At 72.4% G+C, this 20,907-nt stretch carries 21 protein-coding genes; 5 read left to right on the top strand and 16 right to left on the bottom strand.

Features of this window, described 5'->3' with window-relative positions; genetic code table 11:
- The first annotated feature begins 17 nt into the window (after nucleotides 1–17).
- Nucleotides 18–1,241, top strand: coding sequence for an ABC transporter substrate-binding protein (locus OG617_RS18260; protein WP_405103338.1), 1,224 nt, complete (start codon nucleotides 18–20; stop codon nucleotides 1,239–1,241).
- Nucleotides 1,242–1,468: 227 nt separating this feature from the next.
- Here OG617_RS18260 and OG617_RS18255 read toward each other — a convergent pair whose 3' ends face one another.
- The 4 genes from OG617_RS18255 to OG617_RS18240 all read right to left on the bottom strand — a co-directional run bounded on the left by OG617_RS18255 (nucleotide 1,469) and on the right by OG617_RS18240 (nucleotide 6,443).
- Entirely contained in the window at nucleotides 1,469–2,062 is a 594-nt protein-coding gene (locus OG617_RS18255; RefSeq protein WP_396677713.1) for a GTP-binding protein, read from the bottom strand.
- Nucleotide 2,063: 1 nt separating this feature from the next.
- Nucleotides 2,064–2,441 carry a DUF742 domain-containing protein gene (locus tag OG617_RS18250; RefSeq protein ID WP_405103785.1) on the bottom strand — a complete coding sequence of 126 codons (378 nt, stop codon included), beginning with the start codon at nucleotides 2,439–2,441 and terminating at the stop codon, nucleotides 2,064–2,066.
- 103 nt (nucleotides 2,442–2,544) lie between these two features.
- Complete coding sequence (locus OG617_RS18245; protein WP_117671056.1) at nucleotides 2,545–2,949, bottom strand: roadblock/LC7 domain-containing protein; 405 nt, start codon at nucleotides 2,947–2,949, stop codon at nucleotides 2,545–2,547.
- Nucleotides 2,946–6,443, bottom strand: coding sequence for a nitrate- and nitrite sensing domain-containing protein (locus tag OG617_RS18240; RefSeq protein ID WP_405103335.1), 3,498 nt, complete (start codon nucleotides 6,441–6,443; stop codon nucleotides 2,946–2,948). Before OG617_RS18240 ends, OG617_RS18245 begins: the two co-directional genes overlap by 4 nt.
- Before the next feature lie 460 nt (nucleotides 6,444–6,903).
- Between OG617_RS18240 and OG617_RS18235 the strand changes: the two genes are divergently transcribed.
- A complete protein-coding gene (locus OG617_RS18235) occupies nucleotides 6,904–7,242 on the top strand; it encodes a hypothetical protein (RefSeq protein ID WP_405103333.1) in 339 nt (112 codons plus the stop codon).
- Here OG617_RS18235 and OG617_RS18230 read toward each other — a convergent pair whose 3' ends face one another.
- From OG617_RS18230 to OG617_RS18215, 4 genes are all read right to left on the bottom strand, one after another.
- Nucleotides 7,243–8,322: an adenosine deaminase gene (locus OG617_RS18230; RefSeq protein ID WP_405103331.1), complete on the bottom strand. Its 1,080-nt coding sequence runs from the start codon at nucleotides 8,320–8,322 to the stop codon at nucleotides 7,243–7,245.
- Nucleotides 8,323–8,490: 168 nt separating this feature from the next.
- Nucleotides 8,491–8,904: a PPOX class F420-dependent oxidoreductase gene (locus OG617_RS18225; RefSeq protein ID WP_405103329.1), complete on the bottom strand. Its 414-nt coding sequence runs from the start codon at nucleotides 8,902–8,904 to the stop codon at nucleotides 8,491–8,493.
- Entirely contained in the window at nucleotides 8,901–9,260 is a 360-nt protein-coding gene (locus OG617_RS18220; RefSeq protein ID WP_405103327.1) for an NADPH-dependent FMN reductase, read from the bottom strand. Before OG617_RS18220 ends, OG617_RS18225 begins: the two co-directional genes overlap by 4 nt.
- The gene (locus OG617_RS18215; RefSeq protein WP_405103325.1) at nucleotides 9,248–9,877 is read right to left on the bottom strand and encodes a YitT family protein; all 630 of its coding nucleotides are present in this window, start codon (nucleotides 9,875–9,877) and stop codon (nucleotides 9,248–9,250) included. The genes OG617_RS18220 and OG617_RS18215 overlap by 13 nt, the downstream gene beginning before the upstream one ends.
- A 59-nt stretch (nucleotides 9,878–9,936) precedes the next feature.
- On the opposite strand from OG617_RS18215, the gene OG617_RS18210 reads away from it, so the two are divergent.
- From OG617_RS18210 to OG617_RS18200, 3 genes are all read left to right on the top strand, one after another.
- Nucleotides 9,937–10,410 (top strand): MarR family winged helix-turn-helix transcriptional regulator, encoded by a 474-nt coding sequence (locus OG617_RS18210; RefSeq protein ID WP_161686929.1) that lies wholly within the window; start codon nucleotides 9,937–9,939, stop codon nucleotides 10,408–10,410.
- An 85-nt stretch (nucleotides 10,411–10,495) separates the two neighbouring features.
- Entirely contained in the window at nucleotides 10,496–10,693 is a 198-nt protein-coding gene (locus tag OG617_RS18205) for a hypothetical protein (RefSeq protein ID WP_405103323.1), read from the top strand.
- A 1-nt stretch (nucleotide 10,694) separates the two neighbouring features.
- Entirely contained in the window at nucleotides 10,695–11,609 is a 915-nt protein-coding gene (locus OG617_RS18200; RefSeq protein WP_405103321.1) for a putative RNA methyltransferase, read from the top strand.
- A gap of 40 nt (nucleotides 11,610–11,649) precedes the next feature.
- Here the strand turns inward: OG617_RS18200 and OG617_RS18195 are convergent, their stop codons facing one another.
- The 8 genes from OG617_RS18195 to OG617_RS18160 all read right to left on the bottom strand — a co-directional run bounded on the left by OG617_RS18195 (nucleotide 11,650) and on the right by OG617_RS18160 (nucleotide 20,870).
- Nucleotides 11,650–12,330 (bottom strand): DUF4272 domain-containing protein, encoded by a 681-nt coding sequence (locus OG617_RS18195; RefSeq protein WP_405103319.1) that lies wholly within the window; start codon nucleotides 12,328–12,330, stop codon nucleotides 11,650–11,652.
- Between the two features lie 112 nt (nucleotides 12,331–12,442).
- A complete protein-coding gene (locus tag OG617_RS18190) occupies nucleotides 12,443–13,723 on the bottom strand; it encodes a thymidine phosphorylase (RefSeq protein WP_405103317.1) in 1,281 nt (426 codons plus the stop codon).
- Nucleotides 13,724–13,796: 73 nt separating this feature from the next.
- The gene (locus OG617_RS18185; protein ID WP_405103315.1) at nucleotides 13,797–14,504 is read right to left on the bottom strand and encodes a cytidine deaminase; all 708 of its coding nucleotides are present in this window, start codon (nucleotides 14,502–14,504) and stop codon (nucleotides 13,797–13,799) included.
- Nucleotides 14,505–14,653: 149 nt separating this feature from the next.
- Nucleotides 14,654–15,934, bottom strand: coding sequence for an ABC transporter permease (locus OG617_RS18180; protein ID WP_405103313.1), 1,281 nt, complete (start codon nucleotides 15,932–15,934; stop codon nucleotides 14,654–14,656).
- A 3-nt stretch (nucleotides 15,935–15,937) separates the two neighbouring features.
- Entirely contained in the window at nucleotides 15,938–17,290 is a 1,353-nt protein-coding gene (locus OG617_RS18175; RefSeq protein ID WP_405103311.1) for an ABC transporter permease, read from the bottom strand.
- Nucleotides 17,287–19,086: an ABC transporter ATP-binding protein gene (locus OG617_RS18170; protein ID WP_405103309.1), complete on the bottom strand. Its 1,800-nt coding sequence runs from the start codon at nucleotides 19,084–19,086 to the stop codon at nucleotides 17,287–17,289. The genes OG617_RS18175 and OG617_RS18170 overlap by 4 nt, the downstream gene beginning before the upstream one ends.
- Before the next feature lie 98 nt (nucleotides 19,087–19,184).
- On the bottom strand, nucleotides 19,185–20,255 hold the full coding sequence (locus OG617_RS18165; protein WP_405103783.1) for a BMP family protein: 1,071 nt from the start codon (nucleotides 20,253–20,255) through the stop codon (nucleotides 19,185–19,187).
- Nucleotides 20,256–20,528: 273 nt separating this feature from the next.
- A complete protein-coding gene (locus OG617_RS18160; protein WP_350883704.1) occupies nucleotides 20,529–20,870 on the bottom strand; it encodes a hypothetical protein in 342 nt (113 codons plus the stop codon).
- Nucleotides 20,871–20,907: the final 37 nt, after the last annotated feature.

Raw genomic sequence — 20,907 nt, 5'->3', positions numbered from 1 at the left:
GGGAAGGCGACTGGCACATGGCGACACCGGCGATCGACCCGGCCACACCCAACCGGCGGGGGGTGCTCGCGGCTGCGGCGGGCGTCCTGTTGCTGGCCGCCTGCGGGCGGACCGGGGCGGAGGACGGTCCCACCAACGGCGCGCCCCGGACCGGCGGACAGGAACTGGTGCTCGGCGTCAGCCTGGAGCTGACCGGTGCCGGCGCGGCGCTCGGAGTGCTTCAGGAGCGGGCCCTGCGGATCAGTCTGGAGTCGCTCAACGCCGACGGTGTGCCCGTCGGCAACCTGCGCCGGACCGTCCGGCTGGAGGTGCGCGACAACGCCAGCGACCCGGATCTGGCCGCCCGGCACGCCACCGAGCTGATCCAGCGGGACGGGGCGCACGCCCTGCTCGGCGGGACCCTCACCGAGACCTCCGCCGCCATCGTCGGCGTCGCCCAGCAACTCCGGACCCCGTACGTCTCGCTGGCGTACGGGGACGGGATCGTGCTGCCGCTGGCCCAGCGGACGTACGTCTACAAGCTGACCCCGGACGCCTCCGACGTGGCCCGCCGGCTGGCCCGCCTCATCGCCTCGCAGGGGCGGAAACGGGTCGCGGTGCTGGCTGCGGACGGGCTGCACGGCAATTCGGGCGTACGGGCGATGTCAGCGGCCCTACGGACCGTCGAGCTGCCGCCCGGCGAGGTCGTCCGGCTGCCCCGGGCCGGAGAGAGCTTCCTGCGGGCCGCGCAACGGGTGGTGGCGGCGGAGCCGGACGCCGTGGTGGTCTGGGGCACCGCCCCCGACACCGGCGGGGCGGTGCTGGCGCTGCGCCAGGCCGGTCACCGTGGGCCGCTCTACCTGGACGCGGGCGGCGTCGCCGAGGACACCCTGGCCGACGACAACTCGGCCGCCCTGGAGGGCGTGTACGCGGTGCACCCGATCTGCCTCGGCGGGTCCACCCTCACCAACACCACCACGGCGGCGCTGGCCCGGCGGGACTTCGTGTACCGCTACATCCAGCGACACGGCAGCTTCAGCGGCTTCGCCCCGTACGCCTCGGACGCGCTGCAACTGATCGCCAACGCGGCCCGGTCGGCGGCCAGCGTGGACCGGGGCCGGCTACGGGCGTACCTGCAGAACCAGGTCACCGAGGGAATCGCCGGGGCGTACGCGTTCGCGCCGATCCGGCACGGCGGCATGGACCGCAACTCCCTCGGCATCTACCGGGTCGACCACGGCGGCTGGGTCCGGGTGTCCTGACCCGACCCGACCCGACCCGCCCGTCGCCCGAGCGGCCGGCCCCACCCCGCCACCCCGCCAGCTCACCGAGAGGCAGAGCGCGTCGGGCGGCGGTGGCCGGCCTCGGACAGCACGCGAAGCCGCCGCAGGGCAGGCGCGGGGCGGACGGCGGGCGGGCGGTCTCGGAAAAGCAGGCAGCGCCCGGTGACCGGCGGCGTGCCGGTCACCGGGCGCTGCCCGGGCGAATCTCAGGCCGGCGTGACGGCGCGCGTGCGGCGCATCGTCAGCACGTACTCGACCAGCGAGATCAGCACGTGCTTCGTCGACTCCCGGTTCCGGGCGTCGCAGGCCACCACCGGCACATCCCGGGAGATCGCCAGCGCGTCCCGGACGTCCTGCGGGTCGTGGTACTGCATCCCGTCGAAGCAGTTGATGGCCACCAGGTACGGCAGCCGCCGGTGCTCGAAGAAGTCGATGGCCGCGAAGCAGTCGGCCAGTCGTCGGGTGTCGACCAGCACCACCGCGCCGATGGCGCCCCGGACCAGTTCGTCCCACATGAACCAGAACCGGGTCTGGCCTGGTGTGCCGAACAGGTACAGGATCAGGTCCCGGTCGATCGAGATACGACCGAAGTCCATCGCCACCGTGGTCGTCGTCTTGCCCGGCACCTGCCGGGTGTCGTCGACGCCCACGCCGGCCGAGGTCATGATGGCCTCGGTGGTCAGCGGAGTGATCTCCGAGACCGAGCCGACCAGCGTCGTCTTGCCGACGCCGAACCCACCGGCGATAACGATCTTCGCCGACGTCACCCGACCGCTCGGCGCGGGCGGGCGGTGCGACATGTCAGAGCCTGCGAAGTCCACTCAGCACCCTCTCCAGCAGTTCAGTGCCCACCGCGTCGTCGGAGTCGTCCAGGATGGTCGGCTCGTGGACCGCGACCAGGCCGTCCGTCGCCATGTCGGCGATGAGCACCCTAGCTACGCCGAGCGGAAGCTGCAGCCGCGCCGCGATCTCGGCGAGCGACTGTACACGTCCGTCACACAGCGCGGCGATGTACTGGTGTTCGCGACCCTGGCTGCCGTTGCTGCTGGCAGCGGTACGGCCGCGCACCGTCGTCTCGATGAGCGCTTCCAGGGCGATGTCCAACCGGGGGCGGGTACGACCGCGGGTGACGGCGTACGGACGGACCAACGCTCCGGTCGGCTCGTCACGATCGACCATCTCGCCGCTCACCTCCTTCGTCCCTGACACCGGTTGGGCCCTGGAACGGAACCCCTCGTCGTTGTCCTTGCCGCCCCGCCTGACCCACCGGCCAGCGCGTAGGTCAGCCCATCATTCCCACAGCCGCACGCGGCTGCGGGGTCAACGCGTCGCCCACCCGGTCGACCAGGAGGGCCATCTCGTAGCCGACCTGCCCGACGTCGCAGCTACGGGCTGCGAGCACCGCGAAGGACGAACCGTCCGAGATGGACATCAGGAACAGGAAGCCGTTGTCCATCTCGACCACTGTCTGCAACACCGCGCCGCCCTCGAAGCAGCGGGCCGCCCCCTGGGTCAGGCTGACCAGTCCGGACGCGATCGCGGCCAACTGGTCGGCCCTGTCACGCGGAAGGTCTCGTGACGACGCGAGGAGCAGGCCGTCCGCGGAGACGGCGACCGCATGCGCGACACCGGGCACCCGGTCGGCGAAGTTGGCCAGCAGCCAACCGAGATCCTGCGTAGTTGTCATCGTTGTTGCTCCTTCTGCCCGCTCCCGGCCACCGGGCCTGAGCCAGACTGCGAGGATTGCTGCCCTCCCGGAGTCACGTCCGGGCTGGTCGAGTTGCCGTCGGGTTGGGTACGCCCGCGCTGCACGCCTCGATGGTAGGCGGAGAGCAGGCCGCGGACTCCCTCCGGCGTACGGCGCTGGGCGGAGGCGGTCGGCTTCTCCACCGCGCCCGGCACCAACTGGGCCATCGGCACCCGCTTGGGCAGGCCCTGGCGGGTGGTCTCCGCGACCGGGACCTCGGTGGCCGCCGAGGCGGCCCGCCAGCCGTCGTCGGCTGCGGTCTGCCAGGCGCTGCCGGGCCGGCGGGCTGTGAACGGGTCGACGGCGGGACCGCGTTGGGCGCTACCGCTGGTTGTCAGCCCGCTGTCGCGGGGCACTCCTCCGGCCATCGGGATGTCTGCCATCGGCGCGTTACCTGTCGTCCCGGGTGCTGGTGTCTGAACGGCCCGGTCGGCGACGTCGACCGCGGAGAACTGCTGGGTCACGGCACCGCTGGTCCGGTCCGTGGCTCCGTTTTCCGGTGCCGACTGGGCGGCACCCTCGTCGGAGCCCGCACGGCGGGTGCGGAACCACGCCGACTCGAGCTCCCGGAAGATCGGCAGCTCCATCGTCTCGTCGGCGTACCGCTGCTGGTTCTGGGCCTGCGAGGGCACCGGCCGGACCGCTGCCGGCAGGGTCGCCGGGGCCGGCTGGGCGACCGGGGCATACGGCCCCGGCGGCCCGTCGGTGCGCGACACCCGCGGCAGTTCCGTGGTCATGTCCAGGGCGGCGGCGAGGCGCTCGGGCACCGGCGGGGTGGCCGGCTCCCGCGCCGGCGGGGCCACCGGCGGCCAGGCCGGCGGCGCGGCCGGCCCCTGGGCCGACGGCGCCGGCCGGCTCGGCAGCGGCGGCGCGGAGTAGGGCTGACCGGAGACGGGCGCCGCCGAGTAGGGCTGACCGGAGACCGGCTGGCCCGGGAACGGGGCGGCCGAGACCGGCTGGCCGGAGACCGGCACGCCCGAGACCGGCGGGGTCCAACCCCGGGCCTCCGGGCTGCTCGGCAGCTGCCGAGGGATCACCGGCTGCTGACCCGTGCTGTCCGGGGCGGCGTCACCGGGGGCGCGCCGTTGCGGCAGCGGGTCGATCGGCTGCCCGTTCGAGGTGCGCGGGCCGACGGCGTCGCCGCCGCTGACCCCGCTGGCCCCCGTCAGGTCGGACCAGGCCGGCATCGACCGGACGGGACCCCCGGCCGGGGTGGGCGTGCCGTGGCCGTTGCGCGAGGCCGGGTCGAACGTCCGGCCGCCCAGGGTGACCTGGTTGCCGGAGTGCCCGGGCCGCTGCGTCGGCACGGCAGCCGAAGGGCCGCCGCCGAAGGCGGCGAAGGCACCCAGGGCCGGGGGTGCCCCGGCCTGCTGCGGACCGGAGGACTGCGGACCAGCCTGCTGCGGACCGGGGGCCGGCAGAGCGGCCGGCTGCTGGACCCGGCCGGAGAGCGCGCGGGGCACCAGGACCGAGGTGGGCAGGGTGACGTCGGCGACGGTGCCCCGGTCGGCTCCGGGCCGCAGCTCGACCCTGACCCCGTGCCGGGACGCCAGCCGGGCGACCACGACCAGACCCATCATCCGGGAGACGGCCACGTCCACCTGCGGCGGCGTGGCCAGCCGCTCGTTCAGCTCGCTGAGCTGGTCGCCGCTGATGCCGATGCCCCGGTCCTCGACGTAGAGGGAGGCGCGGTCGCCGACGCGGCGGGCCTCCACCATCACCTGCGAGTCCGGCGGGGAGAAGGCGGTCGCGTTGTCGAACAGCTCGGCGACCAGGTGGACCATGTCGTTGACCGCGTGCGCGGCGACCTCGATGTCCCGGTCGATCACCCCGAACTCGATCCGGGTGTAGTGCTCGACCTCCGACTGGGCGGCCCGGAGCACGTCGATCAACGCCGCCGGCTCGCGCTGCACGCGGGTGGAGTCGGCACCGGCGAGCACCAGCAGGTTCTCGTCGTTGCGGCGCATCCGGGTGGCCAGGTGGTCGAGCTGGAACAGCTCGGCCAGCCGGTCCGGGTCCTCCTCGCCACGCTCCAGCCGGTCGAGGTGACCGATCAGCCGGTCGACCAGGATCTGCGAGCGGCGAGCCAGGTTGACGAACATGGTCGCGACGGACGCGCGCAGCGCGGCCTGCTCGGCCGCGGTCCGGACGGCTTCCAGGTGGACCGCGTTGAACGCCTCGGTCACCTGGCCGAACTCGTCCTTGCTGCGGACCGGCAGCGGCTCGGCGATCTGGTTGGCCACCTGGACCGGGGAGAGCTGGCTGGAGATCTGCGGGTCGCGCAGCCGGGCGACCGCCTGGGGCAGCCCGTACCGGGCGATGTTGAGCGCGCCCTCCCGCAGGTCGCGCAGCGAGCGGGCCATCGACCGGGCGACCAGGTAGGCGAAGAGGATGGCCAGCAGCAGCATGCTGAGCAGCAGGCCGGTCTGCAGGAACACGGTGCGCTGCACGTCCGAGCGCAGCCCGTCGGCCTGCCGGACCACATCGCCGTCCAGCTTCTCCTCGACGGTGCGGATCAGCTTGGCGTTGGCCACCATGGCCGCGTCCCACTGGTCCGCCGCGAACGGCGCCTCGGTCATGCTGCCGTTGATGTTGCCGTCGATCCAGCCGGTGTAGTTCTGCGCCTCGCGCCGGTCACCGCCGGCCACGGTCTGGTCGTGCAGGTCCGCCTCGGCGGAGTTGGCGACCGCCTTGAAGCTCTGCAGCGCCTGCTGCTGGCCGGTGCCGCTGGCGATGTAGTCGGTGCGCAGCACCGGGGTCAGCTCGCGCTGGATCAGCGCGCGGTGCACCACGACCCGGCGGACCGAGAGGTATTCCTTCTCGCGGGCGACGGCGGCCGCCGCCCGCATCCGGTCGCTCAGGTCGTTGTCGCCGGCGAGCTGGGTGGCGGAGTCGCGGACGGCGAGCAGGTCGTTGATCAGACCCTCGTACGCCTGCATCGCGTCGATGCTCTTCAGCTTGCCGTTGAACACCTGGCTGCGAGTGCCGGGCAGGTCCTTGAGGTTCTGGTCGATCCCGTCGAGGATGCCGTCCAGGCTGGCCGGCAGGTCCTCGATCTTGGCGCGCTGTTGCAGGTAGGGCTTCGTGGCCTGATCGACCCGGCCGTTGACCCGGTTGTATGACTCCTGGTACCGGGCCGTGGGCTGCTCGCCGCTGGCCCCGAGCAGCAGCACCGCCGAGGTGCGCTCGTCCTGGAGGCTGTTGACCAGGTCGCCGGAGTAGCTGACAAGGTTGGCCAGGTCGCCGGAACGGTTGGCGTTGTTGAGGGTGTCCAGGTTGTCGACGAGGCCGCTGGTGCCGACGACCACCGTCGCGATGGTCGGCACGATCATGATGAGACCGAGCTTGGACCAGATCGGCATGTCGCGGAGCCGGCCGGCCGGCCGACGCAGTCGCGACAGGAAGGAGCCCGCCGTCTTTGGCCGTTTGCTCACGTCACCGCCCTCGCGATCACAGCGTCCGCGCGTTGCCCCGGGCAACGCCCAGCGACCGACCCGGCGGGTCGGACCTCCGAGATTCCATCACGCCGCCTTCCAAAGAGAAAGCCCAGGTTGGCGGTTGCCGGGGGTGTGATGAGATGTTGATGCAATTTGCTCGCAATCCGTCTGGCCGGAGTCACACAAAGTAATGGATCACCCGCACCGTGTCGTCCTGCTCGCCGGCCCATCCGGCTCCGGAAAGTCGTACATCGCGCAACGAACCGGGCTTCCGGTTCTCTGTTTGGACGACTTCTACAAAGACGGCGATGACCCTACGTTGCCACGCCAGAACAACCTTGTGGACTGGGATTCACCGCGGTCGTGGGACGCCGAGGCGGCCGTGGAGACGATTGCCCGACTGTCCCGGCACGGAAAGGCCGAAGTGCCGGTTTATGCGATCGGTGCGGACCGCCGAGTGGCCACCCGGCCGTTCGAGGTCGCCGGGTCGCCGCTCTTCGTCGCCGAAGGAATCTTCGCCGCCGAAATCGTCGAGGAGTGTCGACGCCGGGGGCTGCTCGCCGGGGCGTACGCGTTGCGCCGCCCACGGGGGACCACCTTCCTCCGTCGGCTGACCCGTGACCTCGCCGAACAGCGCAAGGCCCCAGGCGTGCTGCTGCGCCGGGGGCTGGCCCTGCTGCGCGCCGAGCCTGCGGTGCTGCGCCGGCAGGCGGGGCTCGGCGCGCAGCCGGCCCCCGCCAGCGAGGTGTTGCGCCGGGTGGCCGACCTGCTCGCCGGCCACCCGCACCGCCACTGATCAGCCCAGCAGCTTCGCGTACGCGGGCTTGATCACCTCATCGATGATCGCCAGCCGCTCGTCGAACGGGATGAAGGCGCTCTTCATCGCGTTGATGGTGAACCACTGGAGTTCCTTCCAGCCGTAGCCGAAGGCGTCCACCAGCAGCGCCATCTCCCGGGACATCGAGGTGCCGCTCATCAGCCGGTTGTCGGTGTTCACCGTCACCCGGAAGCGCAGGTCGCGCAGCAGCCCGATCGGGTGCTCGGCGATGGACGCCGCCGCCCCGGTCTGCACGTTCGACGACGGGCACAGCTCCAGCGGGATCCGCTTGTCCCGCACGTACGCGGCCAGCCGGCCGAGCGTCGGCGGGTCGCCGGGGATGATGTCGTCGACGATGCGCACCCCGTGGCCGAGCCGGTCCGCGCCGCACCACTGGATGGCCTGCCAGATCGACGGCAGCCCGAACGCCTCGCCGGCGTGGATGGTGAAGTGGAAGTTCTCCCGCTGGAGGTACTCAAAGGCGTCCAGGTGTCGGGTGGGCGGGAAGCCCGCCTCCGCGCCGGCGATGTCGAAGCCGACCACCCCGGCGTCCCGGTGCCGGACGGCCAGCTCGGCGATCTCCTGAGACCGGGCGGCGTGCCGCATCGCGGTGAGCAGGGTACCGACCCGGATCGGGGTGCCGGCCTCCGCGGCCAGTGCCGCGCCCTCGGTGAACCCGGCGACGACGGCCTCCACCACCTCGTCCAGGGTCAGGTCCCGCTCCAGGTGCTGCTCGGGGGCGAACCGCACCTCGGCGTAGACCACCCCGTCGGCGGCCAGGTCCTCGGCGCACTCCCGGGCCACCCGCCGCAGTGCCGACGCGGTCTGCATGACGGCGACGGTGTGCGCGAACGTCTCCAGGTAGCGCACCAGGGAACCGGAGTCGGCCGCCTCGACGAACCACCGGCCCAGCGCCTCGGGATCGGTGGTGGGCAGCTCGTGACCCACCTCGGCGGCCAGCTCGACGATCGTCGCCGGCCGCAGGCCGCCGTCGAGGTGATCGTGCAGCAGCGCCTTCGGGACCTTGACGATGTCCTCGTAACGGATTGTCGCGACCATGCTCAGACCCTAGTCGGCCCCGCCGGGCCCGCCTATGGGACCGGCGGGGATCGGCGGTCGGCGTACCGCCGGTCCGGTCCGGCCTCACGCCCGGTCCGGCCAGGCGCCCCGGGTCGCCCGACCGGACCGGCCCGCGTGGCCGGGTCGAGAGGCCGGCCCCGCGCCTGGTCAGGGACGCCAGCCGTACACCCGCTCGACGGCGAGCCGGAGCACCAGCCGACCGTCGGCGACCATCGCCGCCCGGTAGTCGGCCCAGTCGGGGTGCTCGCCGCGGATCCGCCGGTAGACCTCGACCAGCTCCTCGACGCCTGCGTCGTCGGCCGCCGCCGCCGGCGGGGTGAGCGTGACCACGCCCTCCGCGACCGCGTACGCCCCGCCGTCGGAGGTGGTGACGTGCAGGCTGGCCCGGGGGTCGCGGCGCAGGTTGCGCACCTTGGCCCGGTCGCCGGTGGTGGAGCAGCGGATCAGGCCGGGCTCGGCGAGGTAGTCGAGGTTGGACAGCTGGGGCCGACCGTCGCGCCGCAGGGTGACCAGCACGCCCCGGCCGCGCTCCCCGAACAGCTCCCACAGGCGGGCGTTCATGCCGGCACCCGCAGCGAGGCGAGGGCGGCGGACAGCCAGGCCACCTCGTCGAGCATCACCTCGGCGGCGGAGTCACGCGCCGGGTCCGGCACCAGCTCGCCGGCGTCGTCGAGGGCCCCCCGCAGGAACACGGTCACCGCCTCGTTGGCCGGCATCATCTTGAGGGTGGTCACCACCTGCTTGATCACCTGGACCGCGCGCAGGCCACCGGAGGCCATGCCGTAGCTGACGAAGCCGACCGGCTTGTACTGCCACTCCGTGTAGAGGTAGTCGATCGCGTTCTTCAACGGCGCGCTGAAGCCGTAGTTGTACTCCGGCATGACGAAGACGAAGGCGCTGACGGTCAGGCAGGGCATGGCGGTGTCGCTCCTGTGGTGGCGGGCCGGCGCGGGGCCGGCACGGTGAACTTCGGGATGAGGTGGTGCGCCAGCGGCCCGATGCTGACGGCGAAGAGGAGGGTGCCGGGGCCGACGGTGCCGCCGAGCGCCCAGCCCAGCGCGATCACGCCGAGCTCGATGGCCGTGCGGACCCGCCCGATCGGCAGGCCGCGGGCGGCCAGCCCGGTCATCAGGCCGTCGCGCGGCCCGGGCCCGAGGCGCGCCCCCAGGTACAGGGCCGTGGCGAGCCCGTTGAGCAGGATGCCGGCGACCAGCAGGCCGATCCGGCCGGAGACCGGGGTCACGGGCGGCAGGACGGCGAGCGCGGCGTCGGCGGCGACCCCGACCACCACCGCGTTCGCGAGGGTGCCGAACCCGGGGCGCTGCCGCAGCGGGATCCAGAGCAGCAGCACGACCACGGCGACCAGGTTCACCACCTGGCCGAGGGGCAGCCCGGTCCGCTCGGCGAGCCCCTGGTGCAGCACGTCCCAGGAGGCGAGGCCCAGGTCGGCGCGGACCATCAGGGCCACGCTGACGCCGAACAGCACGAGGCCGGCCAGCAGGCGGACCAGCCGGCTCGGCAATCTGGTTGACATGTCACCTACATTAGGAGGCGGATTGATGACATGTCAACCAAATGGCTAGGATGGGCGGCATGGAACGACCACGCTGGCTCGACGAGCGGGAGCAGAGCGCCTGGCGCGGATACCGGCGGATGCGCCGCCTGCTCGACCTGGAGCTGGCCCGCGAGCTGATGCGGGACGCGGGGCTCTCCGAGCCCGACTACGACGTCCTCTCCGACCTGGCGGAGACGCCCGACCGGCGGCTACGGCTCAGCGAGCTGGCCGACCGGATGCTCTGGTCGCGCAGCCGGCTCTCCCACCACCTGACCCGAATGCAGCAGCGTGGCCTGGTCACCCGCGAGGAGTGCGCGGCGGACGGGCGGGGCGCGGTCGTCGCGCTCACCGCCGAGGGCCGACGCGCCGTCGAGGCGGCGGCCCCCGGCCACGTGGCGGCGGTCCGCCGGCACCTCATCGACCTGCTGACCCCCGACGAGATCGCCGCGCTGGACGCGCTGACCCACCGGGTGGTCGACCACCTGACCGGCCCGGACGACGCGCGGCGGTGACCATGGTGGTGCCCGCACCACCTTCGGACCGGCGTACGCGCCCCGCGCCACCGGAGGCCGTCGTGTCGGCTGGGAGAATGCTCCGATGAGCGGCGTGCGGCAGATCTGGCGGCAGGTCACCCGGCTGGCCGTCGCGGCGGGGCTGGCCTGCCTGGGCATCGTGTACTTCCTGGCCACCCTCCTGACCGCCGGGCTCAGCCTGCTCGGCGTCGGCCTGCCCCTGCGCGACTGCGACGACGACCACCGCCGGGTACGCGCGGTGCTGACCCAACTGGACGCCTGACGTGGACCCCCGCATCGTCGACCGGCTCCGCTGCCCGGTCTGCGCCGAGCCACTGGCCGAGGTCGCCGCCGGCGGTGCCAGCGCACTGCGCTGCCCGCGCCGGCACAGCTTCGACGTGGCCCGCCAGGGCTACGTGAACCTGCTCGCCGGCCGCGCCCCGCACGTCGGGGACACCGCCGAGATGGTGGCCGCCCGCGCCGACTTCCTCTCCGCCGGCCACTACGACCTGATCTCGACCGCCCTCGCCGCCGCCGCGACGCGGGCCGTGGAGCAGGTGGCCGTCGGGGAGCGCGCGGCTGGGGAGCACGTGGCCGTCGGGGAGCGCGCCGTCGGGGCGTACTCCCTGGTGGTGGATGCCGGGGCGGGAACGGGCCGGCACCTCGCGGCGGTGCTGGCGGCGCTGCCGGACGCCGCGGGCCTCGCCCTGGACGTGTCGAAGCCGGCGCTGCGCCGGGCCGCGCGGGCGCACCCGCGCGCGGCGGCGGCGCTCGCCGACACCTGGCAGCGGCTGCCCCTGGCCGACGCCGGCACGGCCGTGCTGCTGAACGTCTTCGCCCCGCGCAACGGGGCGGAGTTCCACCGGGTGCTCGACCCGGCCGGGTCCCTGCTCGTGGTGACGCCGGCCGAGGACCACCTCACCGAACTGGTCGGCACCCTCGACCTGCTGCGGGTGGACCCGGCCAAGGCGGACCGGGTCGCCGAGAGCCTCGGCGGGCACTTCACCCCGACGACGTCCACCGTGCACCGGCGGGAGCTGGCACTGACCGGCCCGGAGGTCGCGACGCTGGTCGGGATGGGCCCCAGCGCCTGGCACACCGACCCGGCCGGGCTCGCCGCCCGGGCGGCGGCCCTCGCCGAGCCCGTCCGGGTGACCGTCGCGGTGCGGCTGACCGTCTGGCGCCCGACGCCCCGCTGACCACCCGCCACTCCCCGTGCCGGCACCCCGACCCACCCGGTCAGGTGGAGAGGTCCACCTCTTCCCAGCCGGGGGGCTCGTCGTGGTACGGCCCGCGCAGGATCACCGCCCACTCCAGGGCCCACCGGCGCTGGCCGATCGCGTTCGCGTCCACCAGCCCCGGCGGCGTCCGGCCGGCCCGCTCCGTCTCCAGGTACGCCCAGTCCAGGCAGTAGTGCAGGTCCAGCAGGGCCGCCGCGTCGGCGGGATGCTGCGGGGCGGTGAGGATCCGGGCCCGCCACTGGCCGAAGGTCTCCCCGTCGGGGATCTGCGGCATCCGCTCCACCAGCCGCTCGTCGACCGGCAGCGTCGGGTCGAGCTGCTTGGTCAGGCCGAGCACCCACGCCAGCGCGAAGAGCGCGTCGTGGTGCAGCACGAACGACCGGTGGTCGCCCTTGCCGCCGGTCACGAACTGGAACTCCGGCGGCGTGACCATGTCGACCAGGTGCGAGGCGAGCAGCCAGCTCATCGCCGACTGCGGCGGCATCCCGAAGCAGCGGGCCAGGATCAGGTGCAGCACCGCGATGCGGGCCTCGATCTCCGCCGTGGGCCGGAGCTCGATCTGGTCGCCGGGCTCCCACACGAGCGGGAACTGGGCCGGCGGCAGCGGGAGACGCAGCCGGGACAACTCGTCCAGGCTCGCCTCACGCACCTCCCGTGGATCGGGGGCAGGTACGGTCACGGCGGAAAATTCCTGTCTGCTCGCGACGACTCAGCGCCGGCTTGTCCCCCTGGCCAGGGAGGATAGCGCTCCGGGTGGGCCGGCACCATGCCCGCCCCGGCGACCGTCGCGCTCAGCCGATCCGCTCGATGACCAGCGGCGTCGCGGCGGGCGCGACCGGCGAGATCCGTACCGCCCGCGCGGCGTCGTCGGCCGCCGCCGGAATCCGGGCGGCGGCGTCCGTGCGCAGTTCGTAGATCGGGTCGCCCGCCCGCACCGGGTCGCCCGGACGCTTGTGCAGCACTACCCCCGCCGGCACGCTGACCGGGTCCTCCTTGCGGGCCCGCCCGGCGCCGAGCCGCCACGCGGCCACCCCCATGGCGTACGCGTCGACCGCCGCCACGAAGCCGTCCGCTTCCGCGCGGACCACCTCGACCTCCTTCGCGGTCGGCATCGGGGCGTCCGGGTCACCGCCCTGGGCGCGGATCATCGCCCGCCAGGAGTCCATCGCCCGGCCGTCGCGCAGGGCGGCCGCCGGGTCGGCGTCCGGCAGCCCGGCCGCGTCGAGCATCTCGCGGGCCAGCGTCAGGGTCAGCTCGACCACGTCGGCGGGGCCGCCCCCGGCGAGCACCTCGACCGACTCGGTCACCTCGACGGCGTTGCCGATGGTCAGGCCGAGCGGGGTGGACATATCGGTGAGCAGGGCGACGGTCCGCACGCCGTGCGCGCCACCCAGCTCGACCATCGTCCGGGCCAGCTCGCGGGCCTGCTCGACGGACTTCATGAATGCGCCGGAGCCGACCTTCACGTCGAGCACCAGCGCACCGGTGCCCTCCGCGATCTTCTTGCTCATGATTGAGCTGGCGATCAGCGGGATGGCCTCGACGGTCCCGGTCACGTCGCGCAGCGCGTACAGCTTGCGGTCCGCGGGGGCGAGTCCCGCGCCGGCCGCGCAGATCACCGCTCCGACGTCGCGGAGCTGGGTGATGAACTCGTCGTTGCTCAGCGCCGCCCGCCAGCCGGGGATCGACTCCAGCTTGTCCAGCGTGCCGCCGGTGTGCCCGAGGCCCCGGCCGCTGAGCTGCGGCACGGCGGCGCCGCAGGCGGCGACCAGCGGGGTGAGCGGCAAGGTGATCTTGTCACCGACGCCACCCGTGGAGTGCTTGTCGACGGTCGGCCGGTCGACGGCGGACAGGTCCAGCCGCTCCCCGCTGGCGATCATCGCGGCGGTCCACCGGGCGATCTCCGGCGCGGTCATCCCGCGCAGCAGGATCGCCATGGCCAGCGCCGACATCTGCTCGTCGGCCACCAGACCCATCGTGTACGCGTCGACCACCCAGTCGATCTGGGCGTCGCTCAGCACGCCACCGTCCCGCTTGGCCCGGATGACGTCGACCGCCGTGAAAGCACTCACCGTTGAGTTCCTCTTCTAGTCGTTGCGGATGCCGGCCCACGGCTGCCACCAGCGGAGCCGGGCCTCCCGGAGCTCAGCCGCCCCAACGGGTCGGGATCTCCATCGGCGGCTCCCCGTCGCCGGCCCAGAAGATGGTGCCGGTCGCGTCGACGACCACCACCCTGGGGGTACGGGCGTGGCCCCAGGCGATCGCCTCGGCCGGGTCGCCCCAGCTCGGGCCCTCCTCCAGCACGCCGGTCTCGGCGCCCTCGGTGTCCCCGGCCGACCGCTCCCAGTACGCCGTCCACACCTGCTGCCCGGCCGACAGGTCCGGGTGCACGAAGACGGTGCCCCGCCCCCGCCAGGCGGCCAGCCGCTCCGGCACCACCGGCACCGGCCGCTCACCGGTCACCGCCTCGATGTCGGCCACGTCGAAGGCGTGCGGCAGCAACTCGGCCATGCTCAGCGGGCCGTCCTTGGCCTCGACCAGGCACTGCGGGCCGCCCTGCTCCCAGAGCAACTGCCGGCACCGGCCGCACGGCATCAGCGGCTCGCCGGTGGCGTCGACGCAGGAGAGCGCGACCAGCCGGCCCCCGCCGGTGGCGTGCAGCGAGGAGACCACCCCGCACTCGGCGCAGAGCACCACCCCGTACGCGGCGTTCTCCACGTTGCAGCCGACCACGATGCGGCCGTCGTCGACCAGGGCGGCGGCCCCGACCGGGAACTTCGAGTACGGCACGTACGCGTGTCGCATCACCTCGGTGGCGGCGGCCCGCAGCCGCTCCCAGTCGATCTCCGTCATCCCACCATTCTCCTCGATCCACGCCCGTCGGCCTCCCGAAGGGCGATCCGGGGTGTCCGGCGGCACCGGCCGGCCGGCGGCACCCCACCTGGCCGCGGAGACGCCGGTGCCCGGCGGAATCCCCCGCCGGGCACCCTGCGTCGCGGTCCTCAGCCCTTGATGTACGGCTTGCCGTCGGCGGCCGGCGCCCGGACCTTGCCGACCAGCCCGGCCACGGCCAGCATGGTCGCCAGATACGGCAGCATGGCCAGGAACTGGCTCGGGATGCTGCTGCCGATCGCCCCGAGGTACGTGCCGAGCTGGTCGGCGAAGCCGAAGAACAGCGCCGCGAGCAGCGCCCCCGTCGGGCTCCACCGGCCGAAGATCAGCGCGGCCAGGGCGATGAAGCCCTTGCCGCCGATCATGTTCTTGGTGAACGAGTAGAGCGCCAGCGTGTACGACGCGCCACCGATCCCGGCCACCACCCCGGCCAGCAGGACGTTGCGGTAGCGCAGCCCCAGCACCTTCACGCCGAGGGTGTCGGCGGCGGTGGGGTGCTCGCCGACCGCGCGGGTGCGCAGGCCCCAGCGGGTGCGGAACAGCGCGATGTGGATCACCAGCACCAACAGCAGGCCGAGGTAGAGGAAGATGTTGCTGCGGAACAGCGCCGGCCCGAGCACCGGAATGTCCCTGAGCAGTGGGATCTCCCAGTTGCTGAACCGGGGCGCGGAGTTGTACTTCTCCGCGTTGGTCTGCATCAGTCGCTCGTAGAGGAAGCCGGTGATACCGACCGCCAGCAGGTTCAGCACGATGCCCATGACGACCTGGTCCACCAGGTAGCGGATGGCGAACACGGCCAGCAGCAGCGAGATGAACGCGCCGCCGATCGCGGCGGCGACCAGGCCCACCCAGACGCTGCCGGAGAGGCTGCCGAACAGCGCGCCGCTGAACGCGCCCATCAGCAACTGTCCCTCGATGGCCACGTTGACCACGCCGGAGCGCTCGCAGAGCACCCCGGCGAGCGCGCCGAAGATCAGCGGCAGCGCCAGGATGAAGGTGCCGCGGACCATGTTGACCAGCGGCATGAAGTTCCGCCCCTCCGGGGCGGCGGAGACCTGCCAGCACAGGAACGACAGCACGAAGGCGACCAGCCCGACGCCGAGCAGCACGGTGAGCCAGCGCTTCGGCACCCCGGCCAGCAGGGCCGCGCCGGCCGCCGCGGCGATGACGCCGAACAGGATCGCGCCGACGGTGCCGTGGATCTCCAGCGCCGCGCCGCCCTCGGTCTCGCTGAGGGTGAAGCGGGCCTGCCGGTCGGTGGCGAGCGCCCCGAAGAGCACCGCCGCGAGCACGCCGAGGGCCAGCAGCACCGCGCCGATCTTGCGGGTACGGTTCCAGAAGCCCTCGTCGACCGGGGCCACGGCGATGTCCGGAACAGCCATGGTTGACATGCGTTACCAGCCCTTCGCCAGGCTCGTCTGCAACCGGGCGGCGCGGGCGGCCCGGAGCTGGAAGATCGCCTTCACCAGGGCCGGCGCGGCGATGAAGATGACGATCAGCGCCTGGAGCACGGTGACCAGCTCCAGTGAGATCCCCGAGTACGACTGCATCCGGTTGCCGCCGGCCTGGAGCGCGCCGAACAGCAGCGCGGCCAGCAGCACGCCCCACGGCTTGACCCGGCCCAGCAGGGCCACCAGGATGCCGTCGAAGCCGATCTGGGCGACCACCAGCGGGGTGAGCGCGTTCGCCGTCGAGCCGAGCACCATCTGGCTGCCGCCGAGCCCGGCGAGCAGGCCGGCGATCGCCATCATCAGCACGTACGTCTTCGGGACGCTGATGCCGGCGGTGCGGGCGGCGTCCGGGTTCGCGCCGACCGCGCGCAGCTCGAAGCCGAAGGTGGAGCGGTTGAGCAGCCAGGCGACGAACCAGGTGGCCAGCACGGCCAGCAGGATGCCGGCGTGTACCCGCAGGTCGTCGCCGAGCAGCCGGGGGAACTGGGCGGAGGAGTCGACGGGCTTGCTGATCGCGTCGGCCCGGTCGGGGTTCTGCACGCCGTTCTGAATGATGATCCAGGACAGGAAGTACACCGCGACGTAGTTGAGCATGATCGTGTTGATCACCTCATGGGCGCCGGCGCGGGCCTTCAGGATGCCGGGGATGAAGCCCCAGAGCGCGCCACCGACCGCGCCGGCGAGCAGCGCGACGATCAGGTGCAGCACCGGGGGCAGCGGCAGCAGGACGCCGGCCAGCGCGGCGAGGATGACGCCGATGGTGGCCTGGCCCTGCGCGCCGATGTTGAACAGGCCGCCCCGGAAGGCGAGCGCCACCGACAGGCCGGTGAAGACCAGCGGCGCGGTGTAGGTCAGCGTCTCGGAGATCGGGCCGAGCACCGCGGTGAACCCGGACGCCTCCGGGTCGAAGATCGCCCCCTTGAACAGGTTCGCGTACGCCTCGCTGACCACCGTCCAGCTCGCGTTCAGGGCGTCGAGCGGGCGGGCGGTGATGTAGCCGTAGGTGGCCAGCACGTCCGGGTCCGACACGATGATCAGCACGGCGCCGACGAGCATCGCCAGCAGCACCGCGAGCACCGTGACGGTGACCGTGTTGGCCGCCCAGAGGTTGTCCAGGAACAGCCGGCCCAGCGAGGGGCGGGCCTCCGGCTCCGGCCGCTTCGGGGCGGTGACCGAGGCGGCCCGGTTCGCGCCGCCGGCAGCGACCCGCGCCGCCTCGGTCGCCGGGTCCTTGTCGGGAGAGCCCGACACCGGGTCCTTGTCGGGAGAGCCCGACACCGGGTTGGGGTTGTTCATGCCTCGTCCTCGCTACCGGGGCCCTCGGGGGCCGGGGTCGCCGCGTCGGCGGCCGGGGCGCTGTGGTCGGCGGCCGGGGCGCTGTGGTCGGCGGCCGGGGCGCTGTGGTCGGCGGCCGGGGCGCTGTGGTCGGCGGCCGGGGCGCTGTGGTCGGCGGCCGGGGCGCTGTGGTCGGCGGCCGGGGCGGCAGCTTCGGTGGCCGCGTCGGGGGTGATGCCGGCCATCAGCAGGCCGATCTCCTCGCGGGGGGTGTCCGGGCCGACGATGCCGATGATCCGGCCGCGGTACATCACCGCGATCCGGTCGGCCAGGTTGATCACCTCGTCCAGCTCGCTGGAGACGACCATGACGGCGGTGCCCTCGTCCCGCTCCCGGATCACCCGGGAGTGGATGAACTCGATGGAGCCGACGTCGACGCCGCGGGTGGGCTGGGCGGCGATGAAGAGCTTCAGCGGCCGGGACAGTTCCCGGGCCACGATCACCTTCTGCTGGTTGCCGCCGGAGAGGGTGCCGACGGCCGCGTCGGCCGACGGGGTGCGGACGTCGAACTGCTCGATCCGCTCCCGCGCCGACTTCGCGATGGCGTCCGGCTTCAACGACAGCCCCTTGCCGAACGGCGGACGGTCGTAGATGTCCAGCACCAGGTTCTCGGCGACGGAGAACTCCTTCACCAGACCGTCGACGCTGCGGTCCTCGGGGACGTAGCCGACCCCGGCGCGCAGCACCTTCTTGGTCGACCAGCCGTGCACCGGCTGGCCGTCCAGGGTGACCGTGCCGGCGAGAAGCGGACGCAGGCCCATGATCGCCTCGATCAGCTCGGTCTGGCCGTTGCCCTGCACGCCCGCCACGCCGAGCACCTCGCCCGCGTGCACGGTCAGGTCGACCCCGTCGACGGCACGGATCTGCCGGTCGTCGTCGACGACCAGTCCGGCGACCTCCAGGATCGGCCGGCCCGGGGCGGCCGGCTGCTTTTCCACGGTCAGCCGGACGCTGCGGCCCACCATCTTGGCGGCCAGCTCGTCCCGGCTCGCGGTCGGCGAGGCGGTGCCAACGGTCTTCCCGCGCCGGATCACGGTGATCCGATCGGCGATGGACTTGACCTCGCCGAGCTTGTGGGTGATGAAGACGATCGACTTGCCGGCGGCCTTGAGCGACCGCATGACCGTGAGCAGCTCCTCGGTCTCCTGCGGGGTGAGCACGGCGGTCGGCTCGTCGAGGATCAGCAGGTCGACGTCGCGGGTGAGGGCCTTTACGATCTCCACCCGCTGTTGGATGCCGACCGGCAGGTCCTCGATCACCGCGTCCGGGTCGACCCGCAGGTTGTACCGCTCGGAGACCTCGGAGACCTCGCGCCGGGCCCGCCGCCGGTCCAGGAAGCCGGCGATGCCGCCCTTGACCTGCTCGGCGCCGAGCATGACGTTCTCGGCTACGGTGAAGACCGGCACCAGCATGAAGTGCTGGTGCACCATGCCGATCCCGGCCGTGATCGCGTCCGACGGGCCCTTCAGCTTCAGCGGCTTCCCGTCGACCAGAATCTCGCCCTCGTCGGGCTGGTAGAGCCCGTAGAGCACGTTCATCAGGGTCGACTTGCCGGCGCCGTTCTCGCCGAGCAGGGCGTGAATCTCTCCAGGCTCCACCGTCAGGTCGATGTGGTCGTTGGCGACCAGATCACCGAACCGTTTGGTGATGCCGCGCAGTTCGAGTTTCAGCGCAACCTCCTGGAGTGCGAGCGATGGTGCGGCGGGTCCGCCGCGGGCCGGGCGTCGGGTGGCGCGGACCGGCCGCCCCGGCTCCACGGGGTTGCTCCCCGCGTACGTCGAGGCGGCCGGTCATCAGGCGTGGGGCCCGCCGGCCCCCGCGGTCGATGATCGCACCGCGGTGGCCGACGGAGCGGTCACTTGGTCGGCTGGGCCTTCGAGGTGACCGTGATGGTGCCGGCGGCGATGTCCGCCTTGAGCTTCTCGACCTCGGCCTTGAGGTCCGCCGGGACCTTGCTGTCGAAGTCGTGGTACGGGGCGAGCGAGACGCCGTTGTTGGCCAGGTTGCCCACGAAGCCCGGGGTGGCCTGGAGCTTCTCGCCACCGGCGGCCTTGACCACGGCATCCTTGACGGAGTCCGCGATGTTCTTGACCACGGTGGTCAGCAGCACCGAGCAGCTCGGGGTGCTCTCGCAGCCGTCGGCGTCGACCCAGATGACCGAGTACTTGCCGCCGGAGGCCTGGGCCGCCGAGGTGGTGCCGAGGCCCGCGCCGCCGGCGACCGGCATGATGATGTCCGCGCCCTGGGCGACCAGCGTGTCGGAGACCTTCTTGCCCTCGTCCTGCTTGCCGAAGTCGTTGGTGAAGGAACCCTTCTGGGTCGCCTTGTCCCAGCCGAGCACCTGGACGTTCTTGCTCTTGGCCTTGTTGTAGTACGCCACGCCGTCGGCGAAGCCGTCCATGAAGATGGTCACCGGCGGGATCGGCAGGCCGCCGTAGGTGCCGACCTTGCCGGTCTTGCTCATCCCGGCGGCGAGGTAGCCGGCCTGGAACGCGGCCTGCGCGGTGTCGAACTGCATCGGGTAGACGTTGGCCACACCCGGGTTCGAGTCGACGATGCCGAACTGCTGGTTCGGGTTCGCCTGGGCGATCTTCTTGGTGGCGTCGGTCATGAGACCGCCGACGGCCAGAACGAAGTCGCACTTCTGGTTGACGTACCCGGTCAGGTTGACCTCGTAGTCCGCCTCGGCCTTCGACGCGACGTACTTGATGTCGATGTTGTCGTTGGCCTTCTTGGCCTCCTGCAGGCCCTTCCAGGCCGAGGTGTTGAACGACTTGTCGTCGATGCCGCCGACGTCGGTCACCATGCAGGCGCTGTATTTCTTGGCGCCGGTGCTCCCGGCGTCCTTGTCGTCCTCGGGGGCCTCACCACACGCGGCGGCGCCCAGCACGAGCCCACCCGCCACGAAGGCGGAGGCAATCCGCATCCCACGCACAGAGCGCAAGACGTCTCCTTCCCATTGCACACCGCTCTGCGCGGTGGCAGCCCTTGAGCCGGCCTGCGCTGCGCCGCCGGCGTCCCACGTTACGGACGGGAGCGTACGCCCGCGCCCACCCACCGACCGACAATCGTGCACGACTGTTGAGCGCCTGTTACCCCTACGTGATCCTTTGGGTGCGGCAGATCACTTCTCGCGCCGGCAGTGGACCGGTTCGTGTCGCGAACGTCCGTTTCCCGCAGCTGTCCCTTGGTCAGGACGCTACCGCCAGAAGACCGCAACCGCCGCGTTGACCAGGGTCAAACCGGCGATGGCGAGGAAGTGGCCACGGTTGACCGACTCCCGCTTACGGGAGAAGAAGACCATGACAAAGATCAGCAGCGCGAGCACCAACTTGGTAACAAGTTTGGCGGGGGCCGGTTCGTCGCCGTCGCGCAACGGGGCGGACAGGCCAATTCCGGTCAGCAGGCCGATGACCGACCCCCAGAGCATGGCCGCGTTGATCCGCAGTCGACCGCTGACGTACTGGGCGATCGTGCCGCCGAGCAGCAGGGCAAACCCGATCAGATGGACGTAGAGAAGTATCAGTCTCAGAGCTTCCATGCGCACCATCCTCCCCCATCAACGACAGATCGTAGTA

This window comes from Micromonospora sp. NBC_01412, from assembly GCF_045040215.1.
Lineage (GTDB): Bacteria > Actinomycetota > Actinomycetes > Mycobacteriales > Micromonosporaceae > Micromonospora > Micromonospora rubida.
The sequence above is the reverse complement of the archived record's forward strand: the minus strand, read 5'-3'. Positions and strand labels throughout refer to the sequence as shown.

Bases quoted from the DNA above. Each gene is read 5' to 3' on its own strand.
- OG617_RS18260 (WP_405103338.1), top strand. From the start codon at position 18: ATGGCGACACCGGCGATCGACCCGGCCACACCCAACCGGCGGGGGGTG.
- OG617_RS18210 (WP_161686929.1), top strand. From the start codon at position 9,937: ATGGAACGACCACGCTGGCTCGACGAGCGGGAGCAGAGCGCCTGGCGC.
- OG617_RS18165 (WP_405103783.1), bottom strand. From the start codon at position 20,255: ATGCGGATTGCCTCCGCCTTCGTGGCGGGTGGGCTCGTGCTGGGCGCC.
- OG617_RS18230 (WP_405103331.1), bottom strand. From the start codon at position 8,322: ATGGTCGCGACAATCCGTTACGAGGACATCGTCAAGGTCCCGAAGGCG.
- OG617_RS18160 (WP_350883704.1), bottom strand. From the start codon at position 20,870: ATGGAAGCTCTGAGACTGATACTTCTCTACGTCCATCTGATCGGGTTT.
- OG617_RS18180 (WP_405103313.1), bottom strand. From the start codon at position 15,934: ATGTCAACCATGGCTGTTCCGGACATCGCCGTGGCCCCGGTCGACGAG.
- OG617_RS18225 (WP_405103329.1), bottom strand. From the start codon at position 8,904: ATGAACGCCCGCCTGTGGGAGCTGTTCGGGGAGCGCGGCCGGGGCGTG.
- OG617_RS18205 (WP_405103323.1), top strand. From the start codon at position 10,496: ATGAGCGGCGTGCGGCAGATCTGGCGGCAGGTCACCCGGCTGGCCGTC.
- OG617_RS18220 (WP_405103327.1), bottom strand. From the start codon at position 9,260: ATGCCCTGCCTGACCGTCAGCGCCTTCGTCTTCGTCATGCCGGAGTAC.
- OG617_RS18215 (WP_405103325.1), bottom strand. From the start codon at position 9,877: ATGTCAACCAGATTGCCGAGCCGGCTGGTCCGCCTGCTGGCCGGCCTC.
- OG617_RS18255 (WP_396677713.1), bottom strand. From the start codon at position 2,062: ATGTCGCACCGCCCGCCCGCGCCGAGCGGTCGGGTGACGTCGGCGAAG.
- OG617_RS18245 (WP_117671056.1), bottom strand. From the start codon at position 2,949: ATGACAACTACGCAGGATCTCGGTTGGCTGCTGGCCAACTTCGCCGAC.
- OG617_RS18175 (WP_405103311.1), bottom strand. From the start codon at position 17,290: ATGAACAACCCCAACCCGGTGTCGGGCTCTCCCGACAAGGACCCGGTG.
- OG617_RS18185 (WP_405103315.1), bottom strand. From the start codon at position 14,504: ATGACGGAGATCGACTGGGAGCGGCTGCGGGCCGCCGCCACCGAGGTG.
- OG617_RS18250 (WP_405103785.1), bottom strand. From the start codon at position 2,441: ATGGTCGATCGTGACGAGCCGACCGGAGCGTTGGTCCGTCCGTACGCC.